Source organism: Rhodococcus sp. NPDC057529 (assembly GCF_042802055.1).
GTDB lineage: Bacteria > Actinomycetota > Actinomycetes > Mycobacteriales > Mycobacteriaceae > Rhodococcus_F.
Genome location: NZ_JBHVEY010000018.1, coordinates 103,922 through 119,887, shown reverse-complemented (window position 1 = coordinate 119,887; position 15,966 = coordinate 103,922). Strand labels below are relative to the sequence as shown.

Here is a 15,966-nt window from a genome sequence, read left to right as displayed (position 1 = left end):
GTAGGGGAACGGGAGCGAACATGAACACACTTGACGGCAAGGTGGCACTGATCACGGGTGCCGGCCAGGGGATCGGGCAGGGCATCGCCCTCGCCCTCGCGCGGGAAGGGGCGGCGATCGCGGTCGCCGGACGCACGGAATCGAAACTGCACGACACGTGCGAGCAACTGTCCGCGATCGGCGCCCGCAGCGCACCCGTGGTGTGCGACGTCAGCAGGCGCGAGGACATCACGTCCGCCGTCGAGCGGACCGTGGATCTGTTCGGCGGCGTCGACATCCTGGTCAACAACGCCAACGACTGCTCACCGGGACCGATCCTGTCGGTGATCGACGAGGAGTACGAGCGGTCGTTCGCGACGGGACCGCTCGCGACGCTGCGCATGATGCAGTCGTGCCACCCGCACATGGTCTCGCGCGGCGGCGGCGTGATCGTCAACCTCGTCACGTCGGCGGCCGTGCGCTGGGACGCCAGCAACTACGGCGCCTACGGTTCGATCAAGGAGGGCATGCGTTCGCTGACCAGGTCGGCGGCCTGCGAATGGGGCCGGGACGGCATCCGCGTGCTGTCCGTCGCCCCGCACGCCAAGAGTCCGGCCCTCGCCCGGTGGATGGACCGGAACCCGGACGAGGCGGCGGAGTTCGTGGCGGGCATCCCCCTCGGACGCGTCGGTGATGCGGAGACCGACATCGGGCGGGCCGTCGTGTTCCTCGTGAGCGAGGACGCCGGCTATCTCACCGGGGCGACCATCCCCCTGGACGGCGGGCAGTCCCGGTGGGGCTGAGGGCGAGAATCCGGGTCCCGCCCAGCGGGAAGGGCTGAGGCCACCGCTGTCGAACTGCACTAGTTTCGGCAGGATCGAATTACCGTAGCGAGAGGGCACCGTCGCGATGACGACCGTTGAAACACCACGCAGTTCGCGATCAGTAGTGGTCACCGTGGCCGCCGTCGTGGAGGAGACGTCCGACGCCCGGTCGCTGGTGTTCGACGTGCCCGACGAGCGCAGGCACGAATTCGCCTACAAGCCGGGTCAGTTCCTGACGCTGCGCATTCCGAGCGATCGGACGGGATCCGTCGCTCGGTGCTACTCGCTGGCCAGTTCGCCGTTCACCGACGACCTGCCGAAGGTGACGATCAAGCGCACCGCGGGCGGGTACGGTTCGCACTGGTTGTGCGACAACGTCGGCGTCGGTGACCGCATCGAGGTGCTGCCGCCCGCCGGAGTGTTCACCCCGGCGAGCCTGGACGAGGACCTGATCCTGTTCGCCGCGGGCAGCGGAATCACCCCGGTGATGTCGATCCTCAAGTCGGCGCTGAGCGAGGGGAGCGGGAAAGTCGTTCTCGTGTACGCGAACCGGGACGAGAAGTCGGTGATCTTCGCCGACGAATTGCGGGACCTCGCCGCCCGCCACGAACACCGGCTGACCGTCGTGCACTGGCTCGAGAGCGTGCAGGGCCTGCCGACGCCGCGGCAGCTGGCGAACCTGTCGGACCGGTTCCGGGACCACCGGGCGTACCTGTGCGGACCGCGTCCGTTCATGGAGGCGATCCACGAGTCGCTCGCACTCGCCGGCGTCCCCCGGGACCGCGTGCACGCCGAAGTGTTCATCTCACTGACGGGGGATCCGTTCGCGGACGTCGTGGTCGAGGACCTGCCGGAAGCGGGAGCGGCGTCGACGGTCGAGGTGCGCCTCGACGGTGAGGCGCACACCCTCACCTGGCCGCGCCGGGCGACGCTCGTCGACGTCATGCTGTCCAAGGGCCTCGATGTCCCGTACTCGTGCCGTGAAGGCGAATGCGGTTCCTGCGCATGCACGGTCGTCGAGGGTGAAGTGGACATGGACAACGCGTCGATCCTCGACCCCGAGGACATCGCGAGCGGCTACATCCTCGCGTGCCAGGCCCGTCCCGTCAGTGGGCACGTGCGGGTCGAGTTCTGACTGGTGCCGGCTACTTCTCGGTCTGCGCGGCCGCCGCGCGGGCGTTCAGGTCGGCGAGGCGGATCGGGTACCGCGGCGGGCGATCGACGATCACATCGCGGGTGACGCCGAGGTCGCGGCCGACGTGGAGCAGTTCGCCCGGCTGCAGCGGCGTCCATCCGGGGTCCTCGTCCATCTGCTCACTGGCGACGACCACCGCGGGACGCTCGGCCAGATGTTCGGACCTGGCTCGGATCCGGCCGGGGGTGCTCGCGTGCTGGAGGTGGCGTCCGCCGCTCGGACCGCCCGCGCGCCGCTCGAGGAAGAGCAGATCGTGCGTGTCCGGGTAGCGCAGCGCCCACAACTCGCCGGGGGTGGTGAGCAGGATGTTGAGCGCGTAGATCGGCACGTTGTCGGCCAGCCACCGCGCGGCCGACGTGATCCCTGCCGTGACGTCGCCGCCGTTCCTGCCGATGTGACTGGTCACGAGCGCGAAGACGCGTTCCGAATCGGTGTCGCCGTGAACGAGCGCGAGATCGGAGCCCAGTTCCGCCTCGAGCTTCGGCAGATCCTCGACCACGCCGTTGTGGGCGAACACGCGACCGTTCTGGGCGAACGGATGCGTGTTCTGCGGAAGCAGTTCGCCCGTGGTCGCGAAACGGATGTGCGCGACGAATGTGGCCGAGTACCGGTGCTTCGCCTCCTGCGCGAACTCCGCGTCCTCGTAGGCGGCGAGCGGTTGCTTCTCGACCACTGGCGTCCCGTCCTCCGCGAACGTGCCGAGGCCGGTGCCGTCCGGCTCGCGGTGACTCTGCTGCGCCAGGCTGTCCGGGGCGTCGAGCAGCCAGAACGACGCGCGGACGCGGTGCGGGGCGGCGGACAGCCCGAACAATCGGCACATGGCTTCCCTCTCGGGTGGGACGGTTCAGCGGTAGTCCGGGTTGGCGAAGTCGGGGCGGCAACCGGCGTCCCACTCCGAGCGTTGATTGCCGTACACGGGGAACCCGCCTGCCTTCTTCAGCATCGCGGCGACGTGCATCAGGTTGTACGTCATGAACGTGGTGTTGCGGTTGGTGAAATCGTTCTCCGGGCCGCCCGACCCCTCGTCGAGATACGACGGGCCGGGGCCCGCTTCACCGATCCATCCGGCGTCGGCCTGCGGCGGGATCACGTATCCGAGATGCTGGAGGCTGTAGAGGATGTTCATCGCGCAATGCTTGACCCCGTCCTCGTTGCCCGTGATCAGGCAACCGCCGGTCCGCCCGTAGTACGCGTACTGGCCGTGGTCGTTGAGCAGCGAAGAACACCCGTACAGCCGCTCGATCACCTGCTTCGTGACGGAACCGTTGTCGCCCAGCCAGATCGGGCCCGCCAGCACCAGGATGTCGGCGTCCAGGACACGCCGGAACAGTTCCGGCCATTCGTCGCTCGGCCACCCGTGCTCGGTCATGTCCGGGTAGACGCCGGTCGCGATGTCGTGGTCCACCGCCCGGAACTGGTCGACCGACACTCCTTCCTTCTCCATCAGCCCGACACTGCGGTCGATCAACCCCTGGGTGTTGCTCACATCGGGTGACCGCTTGAGGGTGCAGTTGACGAACAGGGCACGCAGCCCGCTGAACCGTGGTCCGTCCTGCGGCGATGGATCGGTCATCAGTCCACGATATGCCGCGGCGGTTCCTGTTCGTGGCGGAAGTGGCGACAGGGCACGGCTAGCTCTCGATCGGCGTCGCCGTCTCCAGTGCCGCGGCCAGGAACTCCGCCGGAACATCCGGCCAGTCGGACGACCACCGGCCCGCTCGCCTGTCCTCGAGGAGTGCCGTCAGGGCGGGCACCATGCGCGGACCGCCGTCGATGAGGTAGCGCACGAAGCCGATTCGCACACACGTCGCGGCGATGGACGCCAGCACCGGCTTCGCTTCGTCGACCCGTCCCGCGGCCACCAGGCACGCGACGAGCAGGCGATTGGCCTGCATCGCCGCCCTCGGCCTGCGCTCCTGCTCGACCCGGCGCACCCACTCCTGCGCGCGACGACATGCGACGTCGGGCTCGACCGCCGACTGCTTCCGGATCTCGGTGGCGTCGTCGAGCTGCGCGATGATCTCGGCGAAACCGAAATCGGGTTCCCGGGTGGGTTTCCCGGCAGTGGGCGGCGGCTGCGGCGAGGCGGGCAGGCCGAGCCGGACCCGCTCGTTCTCGACCCGGGCCCGCAGCCTGGGCAGTCCCAGCGACGCCGCCGCGGACGCTCCCTCGTCGAGGTGCCGGGCAGCGGACACGACGTCGCCGCGGGCCGCCTTCAGCCGGGCGCCCGTCACGAACCGGGCGATCATGAAATCGACTATGCCCGCCTCGGGTCCGAGTTCGTAGCTCTCGTCGAGAAGTCGCTCGGCTTCGTCGAGACGGCCGAGCTCGTACATCAGCTCGCCCAGGAGCGCCCCCGCGAGACGTGCGGCGTGCGAGTGCGAGCCGATCGATTTCGTCGCGGTCTGCACGGCCAGCCGGAAGTTGTCCTCGGCGGCCGTGATGTCGAGTTGCTCCCACGCGGCGATTCCGGCGAAACAGTAGCCGTACATCTTGCTGAACGGTCCGATGGTCCGCTGGTGGTAGCCGGTGGCCCACTCCTGCAGGCGGCGGGCCTCCACGAAGTCGAACTGGGCGATCGCGACCGCGGAGGCGAGATTGGCCCCCGCCGAGACCACCCACGCGCGTAGTGTTTCCGGCCGGGCCAGACATTCCGCGATGAGGTCGGGTACTCCGGCGATGCGATCGGACGACACCGCGATCACGGCGCGGACGATGTCGCCCTCCACCCGGATGTCGGCCTGCTCGGACTCGCTCAGCGACGAGGACTCGAGGCTCGACGCGACCAGCGACAGGGCCTTCAGCGCCGGCGACACCCGCTGCAGCAGGATGTTCGCCCACGCCACCGCGATCTGGATGCGCGGACTGGACTCGACCAGCGTCTGCGGCAGCTTGTCGACCAGGCCGAGCAGCGCGACCATCCGTGAATGCTCCACCAGATACATGCCCTGTTCCTCGACCACCACGACGGCCACGTCGCGGTCGCCCGCCGCCAGCGCGTGATCCACTGCGTCGCTGACGTAGTGGTGGTCGGCGAACCAGTGCGCGGCCGCACGGTGCAGATCCGCGACGCGCGACGGATGATCGCGCTCGAGCCGTCGGCGGAGATATTCGGCGAACAGGTGGTGGTACTCGAACCACTCGCGGTCCTCGTCGAGGCTGCGCAGGAACAGGTCGCGCGATTCGACCTGCTCGAGAAGGGCCTGACCGCGGGTCACGTTCGCCAGCACGCCCGCGAGTTCACCGCACACCCGCTCGGTGATCGACGTGGCCAGCATGAAGTCGAGCAGCGCGGGCTCGAGGGTGCTGAGCACGTTCTCCGCCAGGTACTCGCCGATCGCGTGGTGGCGGCCCGACATGTGCCGGATGAGGTCGCCGGGGTCGTCGCGGTCGCGCAGCGACAGCGACGCCAGTTGCAGCGCCGCCACCCACCCGTCCGTGGTCTCCTCCAGCGCCTCCACGTCGGAGTCGTCGAGGTGCAGTCCGCCGAGGTCGACGAGGAACCGCTGCGATTCCGTCAGGTCGAAACGCAAAGCCACGGAGTCGATTTCGACCAGCTCGTCGCGCACCCGCATCTTGGCGAGCGGAAGTCCCGCCTGGCTTCGGCTGCTCACCACCATCTGCAGGTGGTGGCAGCCGTTCTCCAGGATGAAGTCCATCGCCGCGATCGTGTCCGATGACGTCACACGGTGCCAGTCGTCGATCATCACCACCACGTGCCGCCTGCTGTCGTGGACCTGATTCACCAGCGACGTCAGCACGAACCGTTCCGCGTCGGCGCCGTTCTCGTCGAGCGCCTGGCCCAGTTCGTCGGCCAGCGTCGGCTCGGCGCGGCGGATCGCCTCGACGAGGTGCGACAGGAACCACACGACGTTGTTGTCGTCGTTGTCCACCGTCAACCAGGCGACGGCGGCGCCGTCCTCGATGAGGACGTCGCGCCATTGGGCCGCGACGGTACTCTTCCCGAAACCGGCGGGGGCGTGGATGAGCGTCAACCGCCTCCGCTGACCCAGCCGCAGTAGATCCAGGAGGCGGGTGCGCTCCACCAGCGAACGCATCGGGGTCGGCGGCCGGAACCGGGCGGCGGCGCTCGGCGGGGTGGCACCGGACCGGCGCCGGTAGCTGCGACTGCGCCCGGACTGCGAGGACTGCGTGGTCGGCGTCGAGGTGTGCTCGGCGCGCGGGAACTCGTCGGCCGCGGCGGGGAGCGCCATCTCGTCGACGTCGAGGCCGTGCCTGCGCTCGATGTCGCGGAGTTCCTGCCCGAATTCCGCTGCAGATGCGGGGCGGTCGGTCGGTTCCTCGGACATGGCCCGCTCGATGGCAGTGCACACGTCGTCGGGAATGTCCTCGCCCCGCAGATCCGGAACGGGTTGGGTGGCGATGCGGAGAAACTGCGCGACGAGCCGCTCCCCGCTCCGCCGCTCGAACGCGGCATGCCCGGTCAGCAGGCAGAACAGGGCGGCGCCCAGGCTGTACACGTCGGAGGACGCGGACGGCGGGTCGCCGCGCAGGACCTCCGGCGCCGTGAACGCCGGCGAACCGGTGATCATGCTCGACGTGGTCTCGAAGCCCCCCGACACGCGTGCGATGCCGAAGTCCGTGAGCTGCGGTTCGCCGTAACCGGTGAGCAGGATGTTCGCGGGCTTCACGTCGCGGTGCAGCGTGCCGAGGCGGTGCGCCGTCTCGAGGGCGCCCGCCAGCTTCACGCCGATGCGCAGCGTGTCACTCCACGGCAGCGGCCCTTCGCGGCGGATCCAGGCGTCCAGCGAGTTGCGCTGGTGATACGGCATCACGATGTACGGCCTGCCACTGCGCGTCACCCCGGACTGCAGGATGTCGACCACGTGCGGATGCCCCGACAATTTTCCCATCGCACGCTGCTCGCGCAGGAAACGTTCCCGGTCTTCGCCGTCCAGATCGGAGGACAGCACTTTGATCGCGACCGTGCGGTCGAGGGCCGTCTGGAGGCAGCGGTACACGACCCCGAACCCTCCCCGGCCGATCTCGCGGGCGTCGTCGAATCCTTCCGAAGACAGCTCCGCGACGATGTCGGTCACGACGATCCGCTTGGTAGCCTGCGGATCCGAGTCGGTCGGCCCGGAACTGCTTTCCGGGTGTCGTGGCACACTCAATGAAATCACCTTCTCGGTGCACTGACGCCAGCATATCGCGGTCGTGCGACACGGAGAGCGGTGTTCGAGAACGAGTAGACCCGAGGAGAATTCGACGGTGACGGATACCGGCATTGCGACAGCGCGCACGACCCCGGCCGAGCGCACCCTGGCCCAGCTCCTCGACGCGCGAATCAGTTGCCGGGCATACCTGCCCGAGCAGGTGCCGCGCGACGTGATCGCGAGGATCCTCGAACTCGCCCAGCAGACGCCGTCGTGGTGCAACACGCAGCCGTGGCAGGTCGCGATCACCGAGGGGGAGGGCACCGAGCGGTTCCGCGCCGGACTGGCGGACTACGTCCGCACCCATCCGCAGGAATCCGACTTCGACTGGCCCCGCGAATACGTGGGCGAGCACAAACTGCGCCGCCGCGAGTGCGCCATGCAGCTGTACGCCAGCGTCGGGATCGCCCCCGGCGACCGGGCCGCGTCCGCCGAGCAGACGATGAAGAACTTCGACCTGTTCGGGGCGCCGCACGTCGCGATCGTCACCACCCACGAAGCGCTCGGCACCTACGGCGCCGTGGACTGCGGCCTGTACGTCGAAACATTCCTGCTCGCCGCGCAGAGCCTCGGGGTGGCGACCATCCCGCAGGCCGCCGTCGCGGGAAGCTCGCGGTTCATCCATGACTTCTTCGCGCTCGAGGAGGACCGCCGGGTGGTGTGCGCCATCTCGTTCGGGTACCCCGACACCGAGAACCCCGTCAACGGATTCCGCACCCACCGGGAACCCGTCGCCCACGTCGCGCAGTGGGTGTCCCGGTAACGTGCTCGACTCCGAAGTGTTCGACCGGGACGACCTGTTCTCCCGGCTGCGCCGCCGCCCCGACGTCGAGGCCCCCAACCTGACGGCCGTCGACGCCGCCGACCGGCTGATCCTCGACGAGGCCGCGGCCGCCCTGTCCGCCGCGCCTCCCGGGACGCTCACCGTGATCGGCGACCACTACGGCGCGCTCACCCTCGGCGCCGCGGCGGCGCACGGTGCCACCGGAATCCGCGTGCACCAGGACCCGCTGACCGGCGAACGGGCCCTGGCCGCCAACGCCGCGACCGTCGGGCTCGCCGACCGGTACCGGTCGTGCGCGCTCGGCGAGGAACTGCTCGCGGGGGCGACGGTCGTGCTGATGCAGCTGCCGCGGAGCCTCGGCGAACTCACCGAGGTCGCCGAGGCGATCGCCCGCCACGCCGACCCGTCCGTCGTCGTCTACGCGGGCGGACGCAACAAGCACATCTCCACCGCCATGAACGACGTGCTCGGGCGGTCGTTCGCCGACGTCCGCGCCACCCTCGGCAGGCAGAAGTCGCGGGTGCTGATCGCGAGCGGACCGCGGGACTCGGCGCAGCAGACGTACCCCGTCACCGATCATCTCGCCGAGATCGGGCTGGACGTCGTCTCCTACGGGGCGGCGTTCGCCGGCCCCAAACTGGACATCGGGACCCGATACCTCCTCGACTTCCTGCCCCGGGTGAACCCCCGGGCACGGGACGCCGTGGACCTCGGCTGCGGAACCGGCATCCTCGCCGTCAGCCTGGCCCGGCTCCTCCCGGAGGTGTCGGTGATCGCGACGGACCAGTCGTCGGCGGCGGTGGCGTCGGCCGCCGCGACCGCCCGCGCCAACGGTCTCGACGGGCGGGTGTCCACCCTGCGCGACGACGCCATGTCCACCCTCGCGACCGACAGCCAGGACGTCGTCCTGTGCAACCCGCCGTTCCACGTGGGCGCGGCCGTCCACACCGGTGGGGCGTCGAAGATGTTCGCCGAAGCCGGCCGCGTGCTCCGGCCCGGTGGCGAGTTGTGGACCGTGTACAACTCCCACCTCGGATACCGCGGCCGGTTGCAGCGGCTCGTCGGCAGAACCGACGTGGTCGGGCGGAATCCCAAATTCACGGTCACCCGGTCGGTGGCCTGACCGCCACGCCGACCGGCCTCGTCTGGCGAGTGTCCCGGCGGCACCGGTAGAGTCCGAATTGTCCGACCCGAAAGCGACGAACGGGAACTTGCGTCGGGTGCCGGACGTTCAACGTACAAGACACCCGGATCCACCCGGCGAGCCACGAGAAGGGATGTGCACGGTGCGCACCACCAGTAACCCGGTGTTCCGCAACCTGCCCAAACAAGAGGGCAGCGGCGGATACGCCTCGTTCGGATCTACGACGGCCGGCGCCGCGCAGGTCACGCAGCAGTTCGGTCAGCCGCAGTACACGCAGGCCGAGCCCTACCGGACGGGTCCCGACCACCGTTCGATGACCATCGACGACGTCGTCACCAAGACGGGCGTCACGCTCGGCGTGCTCACGGTGTCGGCGATCATCTCCTACTTCCTGGTGAGCAACGACGCGAACCTCGCGGCCCCGCTCGTCATCGGCGGCGGCCTCGTCGGTCTCGTACTGGTCCTCGTGGCCACGTTCGGCCGCAAGATGGACAACCCGGGCATCGTCCTCGCCTACGCGGTCGCGGAGGGCCTGTTCCTCGGCGCGCTGTCGTTCATGTTCACCGACGTCACCTTCGGCGGAGTCGGCGGTGCGGCGCTCATCGGGCAGGCCGTGCTCGGCACGTTCGGTGTGTTCTTCGGCATGCTCGTCGTCTACAAGACCGGCGCCATCCGGGTCACTCCCCGCCTGACGCGGATGATCATCGGCGCCCTCATCGGTGTCGTCGTCCTCGCCCTCGGCAACCTGATCGCCAGCTTCTTCACCGAAGGCGGCCTCGGCCTCCGCGACGGCGGTCCCGTGGCGATCATCTTCAGCCTCGTCTGCATCGGCATCGCCGCGTTCAGCTTCCTGCTGGACTTCGACGCCGCCGACCAGCTGATCCGCGCCCAGGCGCCGGAGAAGGCAGCGTGGGGCGTCGCCTTCGGCCTCACCGTCACCCTGGTGTGGCTGTACGTCGAGATCCTGCGACTGCTGAGCTACTTCAACAGCGACTAGGCGCTTCGCGCCCGTGCGTGGTTAGCGAGTCTCTGCACTCGTCAACCACGCACAGGCGGCGGAGCCGCCTAGCTCAGGCGCTCCAGGACCATCGCCATGCCCTGACCGCCGCCGACGCACATGGTCTCGACGCCGAACGTCTTGTCCTGCTCGCGGAGGTTGTTCAGCAGGGTGTTGGTGATGCGGGCGCCGGTCATGCCGAACGGGTGGCCGAGGGCGATGGCGCCGCCGGAGATGTTCAGCTTGTCCTCGTCGATGTTCAGTTCGCGGGCGGAACCGAGAACCTGCACCGCGAACGCCTCGTTGATCTCGAACAGGTCGATGTCGGAGATGGACTTGCCTGCGATGGCGAGTGCCTTCTTGACGGCCTCGATGGGGCCGAGACCCATGATCTCCGGCGACAGGCCGGACACCCCGGTGGACACGATGCGCGCCAGCGGGGTGAGGCCGAGGGCCTTCGCCTTCGTGTCGGACATGATCACGAGCGCGGCGGCGCCGTCGTTGAGGGGGCACGCGTTGCCCGCGGTGACGGTGCCGTCGGGCCGGAACACCGGCTTCAGCTGGCTGATGCCCTCGTACGTGGTGCCGGCGCGGGGGCCGTCGTCGGTGCTGACGACGGTGCCGTCGGGCAGGGTGACCGGGGTGATCTCCCGCTCGAAGAAGCCGTTCTTGATCGCTTCCTCCGCGCGGTTCTGCGAGCGGACGCCCCAGCGGTCCTGCTCCTCGCGGGTGATGCCGGTGGCCGAAGCGACGTTCTCGGCGGTCTGCCCCATGGCGATGTAGACGTCGGGGATCTGGTCGTTCTCACGCGGGTCGGTCCACGCGACACCGCCCTCGGCGAGCTTCGCGGTGCGCGCCTCGGCGTCGGCGAACCTCGCGTTCTTGGTGTTCGGCAGGCCGTCGGCGTTGCCGGTGACGAAGCTGGACACCGACTCGACACCGGCGGAGACGAAGACGTCGCCCTCGCCGGCCTTGATCGCGTGCAGCGCCATCCGGGTGGTCTGCAGCGAGGACGAACAGTAGCGGTTGACGGTGACGCCGGGCAGGAAGTCGTAACCCAGTTCCACCGCGACGACGCGGGCGATGTTGAAGCCCGACTGTCCGGCGGGCTGGCCGCAGCCGAGGAGCAGGTCGTCGATCTCGGTGGGGTCGAGTTCGGGGATCTTTGCCAGCGCCGCGGCCACCATCTGCGTCGTCAGATCATCCGGGCGGATGGTCTTGAGCGAGCCCTTCATGGCTCGGCCGATCGGTGAGCGTACTGCGGAGACGATGACTGCCTCGGGCATGAAAACTCCTTTGTCAACTGCGGGTGCCTGCACTGTGTTTCAGACCACCCGTTCTGTGGCCTTCCCGACAACTTACGTTGCCGGAGCCCGCCGGGGTCGCCGCCATCTCACTCAGCGACCCGTCGCGTCCCGGACGCCGACGCCTCCTCGATCGCGAGGAGTTCGTCGAGGCGGGCGGGTGCGCGTCGCCGGACGTCGCGTCGCCACAGGAAACGGTTGAGCGAGGCCGTCATCCGGGTCGACAGCTTGCGTGATTCCGCGGCCTCCGACACCTCCGGCAGATCGGGCAGGGGGCCGCCGTGCCACACGCCCAGGGCCGTCGCGAGTACGGGCACGATCTGGATCGCCGCCAATTCGTAGCCGGCCGCCGACGGGTGGAAGTGGTCGGAGGAGAACATCCGGTCGGGCGCCGCCAGGAACTCGGGGGCCAGCAGGTCGGCGAGTGCCACCGGGTGGCCGCCCGCCGCGCTGGTCGCGGCCGCCTGCGCCCGGGCCAGTCGCAGCCCCCAGGTCCGGACCACGGTCCGCAGGGGCTGCGGAATCGCCGTCACCACCCCCAGGTCGGGGCACGTTCCGACGACGACGGCGCAGTCGTGGGCGCGGAGCCGTTCGACGGCCTCCCCGAGCCTGCGCGCCGACGCCCGGATGGAGTTCTTGCTCGTCACATCGTTGGCGCCGACCAGGATCACCGCGGCATCCGGCGGCGGCCCGGCGACGAACATCGCGTCCACCTGCCCGCTGAGCCCGCGGGACGTGGCGCCGCCGATGGCCTTGGTGCTCAGCCGGATCCGCTTCCCGGTCTCGTCGGCGAGGCGTCGTGCGATCTGCACGCCGGGCACCTCCGCCGCCGACAGGCACCCCACCCCGGCGGCCGTGGAGTCGCCGAAGATCATCAGGTGGATGTCGTAGGGGGTGGTCCGCAGCCACCGGTCGGGCACCGCGGCGCCGGGGGAGTAGACGCCGTCGGCCTCCGGCGGCTTGGCGACGTTGCGCCCGATCACCCCGCGGGCCGCCGTCGCCTGCGACATCAGATACGAGTACGCCGCCCACGACAGCGTGCCTGCGCTCGAACCTGCCACGACAGCCGCGGCGCCGGCCTTCACTCCGGTCTGCCAGGTCCTCTTGGGCACTGGTCTCACCTTTCCGCTACGTGGTGCTCATCTCACGGGTTCCAGCGGACTGCGTCGGCACCAATCTAGTCGGATCGGGGCCCCCGTGCCGGACGTCTGTGGGCATCGGATCAGGGCATCTGGGAGCATGGAGGCATGCGCATCGCGGAACACGTCGTCGACCTGATCGGCAACACCCCTCTCGTCAAGCTCTCTTCCGTCATCGGTGAGAACCACGGGACCGTTGCAGCCAAGATCGAATACCTCAACCCGGGGGGAAGCTCGAAGGACCGCATCGCGGTCAAGATGATCGACGCCGCGGAGGCGTCGGGCGAGCTGAAACCGGGTGGGACCATCGTCGAACCCACGTCCGGCAACACCGGCATCGGCCTCGCGCTGGTCGCCCAGAAGCGCGGATACAAGTGCGTGTTCGTCTGCCCCGACAAGGTCAGCGAAGACAAGCGGAACGTCCTCAAGGCGTACGGCGCCGAGGTCGTGGTGTGCCCCACCGCGGTCGCGCCCGAGCACCCGGACAGCTACTACAGCGTCTCCGACCGCCTCGCCCGCGAACTCCCCGGCGGGTGGAAGCCCAACCAGTACTCCAACCCGGGCGGCCCGCAGAGCCACTACGAGACCACCGGCCCCGAGATCTGGGCCGACACCGACGGCAAGATCACCCACTTCGTCGCGGGCGTCGGCACCGGCGGCACCATCACCGGCACCGGTCGCTACCTCAAGGAGGTGTCCGGCGGCAAGGTCAAGGTCATCGGCGCCGACCCCGAGGGCTCCGTGTACTCGGGGGGCACCGGCCGTCCGTACCTGGTCGAGGGAGTGGGCGAGGACTTCTGGCCCAGCGCCTACGACCCGTCCATCCCCGACGAGATCATCGCCGTGTCCGACGCCGACTCCTTCGAGATGACCCGTCGTCTCGCCCGCGAGGAGGGCCTGCTGGTCGGTGGTTCCTGCGGCATGGCCGTCGTTGCCGCGCTCGAGGTCGCCAAGCGTGAGGGCCCCGACGCCGTCATCGTCGTCCTGCTGCCCGACGGTGGTCGTGGATACCTGTCGAAAATCTTCAACGACAAGTGGATGGCGTCCTACGGATTCCTCCGCACCCCGCTCGACGGCAAGCCCGACGAGAAGACCGTCGGCGACGTGCTGCGCGGCAAGTCCGGCGAACTTCCGGACCTCGTCCACACCCACCCGTCCGAGACGCTGCGCGACGCCATCGAGATCCTCCGCGAGTACGGGGTGTCCCAGATGCCCGTCGTCGGTGCCGAGCCGCCCGTCATGGCCGGTGAGGTCGCAGGCAGCGTCACCGAGCGCGACCTGCTCAGCGCGGTCTTCGAGGGCCGCGCACACCTCGCCGACCCGGTCGAGAAGCACATGAGCAAGCCGTTCCCGCTCATCGGTTCGGGCGAACCGGTGTCGGCTGCCACCAAGGCGCTCGGCGACACCGACGCGCTGATGGTCGTCGACGACGGAAAGCCCGCGGGCGTCATCACCCGTCACGACCTTCTCGGTTTCCTCAGCGCCGGCTCCTAGACGACACGCCTAGGTCAGGACGAGAAAAGACCGGCCCCCGCTGCGCACGGAACGTACGGTGCACAGCGGGGTGCCGGTCCGCTGTCCGTGAGGGGGAGTTCCCAGTGAGTGCTCGTCTGCGTCGTGTCCTGGTGGTTCCGGTCGCCCTGCTCGGGTTCGCCGCCGCCGGATGTGGGAACAGCATCGAGGGTGCCGCCGTCGCACAGCCGGAATCGTCCGGCGTCGGATCGGTGTCCTCGGGCACGTCGCCGTCCGAAGCGCCCGCCGACTGCGCCGCGCTGACGACGGCGCTCGGCCGGCTCGTCTCGGATCGGCCGCATCTCACCGAGGCCGTCCTCCCCGGATCGACCGATCCCACCTGCTCGTGGTCCAAGGGACCGACCAACGTGATGAGCACCATCACCGCATCGGTCAGGCCGCAGGTCACCGACCCTGCCGTCATCGTCGAGATGCGGAACGGGACGAACGTCGTCGCCGACCCCCGGTCCGCCGAGTTCGGCGGGGTGGTCCTCGACGTCGTGGCCATGGCCCTGCTCACACCCGAGCACAGCATCATCGTCAACGCGCTCGACCCGTCCGTCAGCGACGCGACCAAGCTCGACGTCGCCTTCGCCATCGCGGAGTATCTGGAGAATTAGGTCCCCACTAGGCTGGGGGCCATGAGTGAGCAGCGCAGCAAAGCGGACAACATCAGCTGGCAGGGGTTCTCCACCAAGGCCGTGCACGCAGGATTCGACCCCGACCCGCAGACGGGCGCCGTCAACGTCCCCATCTACGCGAGTTCGACGTTCGCACAGGACGGCGTCGGCGGCATGCGGAACGGATTCGAATACGCCCGCACCGGCAACCCCACCCGACGACCGCTCGAGGCCAACCTCGCCGCCCTGGAGTCGGGCACGTACGGTCGCGCCTTCGGGTCGGGTATGGCCGCCACCGACTGCCTGCTCCGTGCCGCGCTCCGCCCCGGCGACCACCTCGTCATCCCGAACGATGCCTACGGCGGAACGTTCCGCCTGATCGACAAGGTCTTCACCCAGTGGGGCATCGAGTACACGCCCGCCGCGGTGTCCGACGTGGACGCGGTCCGGGCCGCCATCCGGCCCAACACCAAGCTCGTGTGGGTCGAGACGCCCACCAACCCGCTCCTCAACATCGGTGACATCGAGGCGCTGTCCGACATCGCGCACGAGGCCGGCGCGAAGATCGTCGTCGACAACACGTTCGCGTCGCCGTACCTGCAGCAGCCGCTGCAACTCGGCGCCGACATCGCGCTGCACTCGACGACGAAGTACATCGGCGGGCACTCCGACGTCGTCGGCGGCGCACTCGTCACCAACGACGAAGAACTCGACACGGCGTTCGCGTTCCTGCAGAACGGTGCCGGCGCGGTCCCCGGACCGTTCGACGCGTTCCTCACCCTCCGCGGCATCAAGACCCTCTCGCTGCGCATGGAGCGGCACAGCGACAACGCCGAGAAGGTCGTCGAACTGCTCAGCGGGCACCCCGCGGTGTCGCAGGTCATCTACCCCGGGCTCGAGTCGCACCCCGGCCACAAGGTCGCGGAGAAGCAGATGCGCCGCTTCGGCGGCATGATCTCGGTCCGCCTCGCCGGCGGCAAGCAGGCCGCGCTGGACTTCTGCTCGCGCACCGAGATCTTCACGCTGGCCGAGTCGCTCGGCGGCGTCGAATCGCTGATCGAGCACCCGGGCGCCATGACCCACGCCTCGACCGCCGGCTCGCTCCTCGAGGTGCCGGACGACCTGGTGCGCCTGTCCGTCGGCATCGAGGACGCCGCCGATCTGGTGGGCGACATCGAGCAGGCGCTGAAGTAGGCGCCTCCGGCGCCCGTGTGTTGGTTGAGGGTCTTCCGGCCCCTCCACCCCCCCAAGGGGGCGGGGAGGTCCCTACTTAACCCCCCTGGGTTCTTTC

At 69.3% G+C, this 15,966-nt stretch carries 13 protein-coding genes; 8 read left to right on the top strand and 5 right to left on the bottom strand.

Annotation, left to right across the window (positions count from 1 at the left end; genetic code table 11):
• Window positions 1–20 precede the first annotated feature (20 nt).
• Window positions 21–782, top strand: a complete 762-nt coding sequence (locus ACFU5V_RS30390) for an SDR family NAD(P)-dependent oxidoreductase (protein WP_378703536.1) — start codon at window positions 21–23, stop codon at window positions 780–782.
• Between the two features lie 106 nt (window positions 783–888).
• A complete protein-coding gene (locus tag ACFU5V_RS30385; RefSeq protein ID WP_378703534.1) occupies window positions 889–1,938 on the top strand; it encodes a 2Fe-2S iron-sulfur cluster-binding protein in 1,050 nt (349 codons plus the stop codon).
• A 10-nt stretch (window positions 1,939–1,948) separates the two neighbouring features.
• On the opposite strand, the gene ACFU5V_RS30380 is transcribed toward ACFU5V_RS30385, so the two are convergent.
• Genes ACFU5V_RS30380 through ACFU5V_RS30370 form a run of 3 tightly spaced genes read right to left on the bottom strand, consistent with a single transcriptional unit; the run spans window position 1,949 to window position 7,127 of the window.
• Window positions 1,949–2,818, bottom strand: a complete 870-nt coding sequence (locus ACFU5V_RS30380; RefSeq protein WP_378441180.1) for a class II glutamine amidotransferase — start codon at window positions 2,816–2,818, stop codon at window positions 1,949–1,951.
• Between the two features lie 24 nt (window positions 2,819–2,842).
• Window positions 2,843–3,571, bottom strand: coding sequence for a flavodoxin family protein (locus tag ACFU5V_RS30375; RefSeq protein WP_378703532.1), 729 nt, complete (start codon window positions 3,569–3,571; stop codon window positions 2,843–2,845).
• A 58-nt stretch (window positions 3,572–3,629) separates the two neighbouring features.
• Window positions 3,630–7,127, bottom strand: a complete 3,498-nt coding sequence (locus ACFU5V_RS30370) for a protein kinase (RefSeq protein ID WP_378703606.1) — start codon at window positions 7,125–7,127, stop codon at window positions 3,630–3,632.
• Window positions 7,128–7,230: 103 nt separating this feature from the next.
• On the opposite strand from ACFU5V_RS30370, the gene ACFU5V_RS30365 reads away from it, so the two are divergent.
• From ACFU5V_RS30365 to ACFU5V_RS30355, 3 genes are all read left to right on the top strand, one after another.
• The gene (locus ACFU5V_RS30365) at window positions 7,231–7,938 is read left to right on the top strand and encodes a nitroreductase (RefSeq protein ID WP_378441943.1); all 708 of its coding nucleotides are present in this window, start codon (window positions 7,231–7,233) and stop codon (window positions 7,936–7,938) included.
• A gap of 1 nt (window position 7,939) precedes the next feature.
• Window positions 7,940–9,082 (top strand): class I SAM-dependent methyltransferase, encoded by a 1,143-nt coding sequence (locus tag ACFU5V_RS30360; RefSeq protein WP_378441941.1) that lies wholly within the window; start codon window positions 7,940–7,942, stop codon window positions 9,080–9,082.
• 163 nt (window positions 9,083–9,245) lie between these two features.
• A complete protein-coding gene (locus ACFU5V_RS30355; protein WP_378703530.1) occupies window positions 9,246–10,100 on the top strand; it encodes a Bax inhibitor-1/YccA family protein in 855 nt (284 codons plus the stop codon).
• A gap of 68 nt (window positions 10,101–10,168) precedes the next feature.
• Here the strand turns inward: ACFU5V_RS30355 and ACFU5V_RS30350 are convergent, their stop codons facing one another.
• Window positions 10,169–11,386 carry an acetyl-CoA C-acetyltransferase gene (locus ACFU5V_RS30350; protein WP_378437133.1) on the bottom strand — a complete coding sequence of 406 codons (1,218 nt, stop codon included), beginning with the start codon at window positions 11,384–11,386 and terminating at the stop codon, window positions 10,169–10,171.
• A gap of 107 nt (window positions 11,387–11,493) precedes the next feature.
• On the bottom strand, window positions 11,494–12,516 hold the full coding sequence (locus ACFU5V_RS30345; protein WP_378703528.1) for an SGNH/GDSL hydrolase family protein: 1,023 nt from the start codon (window positions 12,514–12,516) through the stop codon (window positions 11,494–11,496).
• Window positions 12,517–12,651: 135 nt separating this feature from the next.
• Here ACFU5V_RS30345 and ACFU5V_RS30340 point away from each other — a divergent pair, with 135 nt between their 5' ends.
• From ACFU5V_RS30340 to ACFU5V_RS30330, 3 genes are all read left to right on the top strand, one after another.
• Complete coding sequence (locus ACFU5V_RS30340; protein WP_005255744.1) at window positions 12,652–14,037, top strand: cystathionine beta-synthase; 1,386 nt, start codon at window positions 12,652–12,654, stop codon at window positions 14,035–14,037.
• Between the two features lie 104 nt (window positions 14,038–14,141).
• Window positions 14,142–14,675, top strand: a complete 534-nt coding sequence (locus ACFU5V_RS30335) for a hypothetical protein (protein WP_378703527.1) — start codon at window positions 14,142–14,144, stop codon at window positions 14,673–14,675.
• Window positions 14,676–14,696: 21 nt separating this feature from the next.
• Window positions 14,697–15,869, top strand: coding sequence for a cystathionine gamma-synthase (locus ACFU5V_RS30330; RefSeq protein ID WP_378703525.1), 1,173 nt, complete (start codon window positions 14,697–14,699; stop codon window positions 15,867–15,869).
• The last annotated feature ends 97 nt before the right edge of the window (window positions 15,870–15,966 follow it).

Bases quoted from the DNA above. Each gene is read 5' to 3' on its own strand.
- ACFU5V_RS30390 (WP_378703536.1), top strand. From the start codon at position 21: ATGAACACACTTGACGGCAAGGTGGCACTGATCACGGGTGCCGGCCAG.
- ACFU5V_RS30385 (WP_378703534.1), top strand. From the start codon at position 889: ATGACGACCGTTGAAACACCACGCAGTTCGCGATCAGTAGTGGTCACC.
- ACFU5V_RS30380 (WP_378441180.1), bottom strand. From the start codon at position 2,818: ATGTGCCGATTGTTCGGGCTGTCCGCCGCCCCGCACCGCGTCCGCGCG.
- ACFU5V_RS30375 (WP_378703532.1), bottom strand. From the start codon at position 3,571: ATGACCGATCCATCGCCGCAGGACGGACCACGGTTCAGCGGGCTGCGT.
- ACFU5V_RS30350 (WP_378437133.1), bottom strand. From the start codon at position 11,386: ATGCCCGAGGCAGTCATCGTCTCCGCAGTACGCTCACCGATCGGCCGA.
- ACFU5V_RS30340 (WP_005255744.1), top strand. From the start codon at position 12,652: ATGCGCATCGCGGAACACGTCGTCGACCTGATCGGCAACACCCCTCTC.
- ACFU5V_RS30330 (WP_378703525.1), top strand. From the start codon at position 14,697: ATGAGTGAGCAGCGCAGCAAAGCGGACAACATCAGCTGGCAGGGGTTC.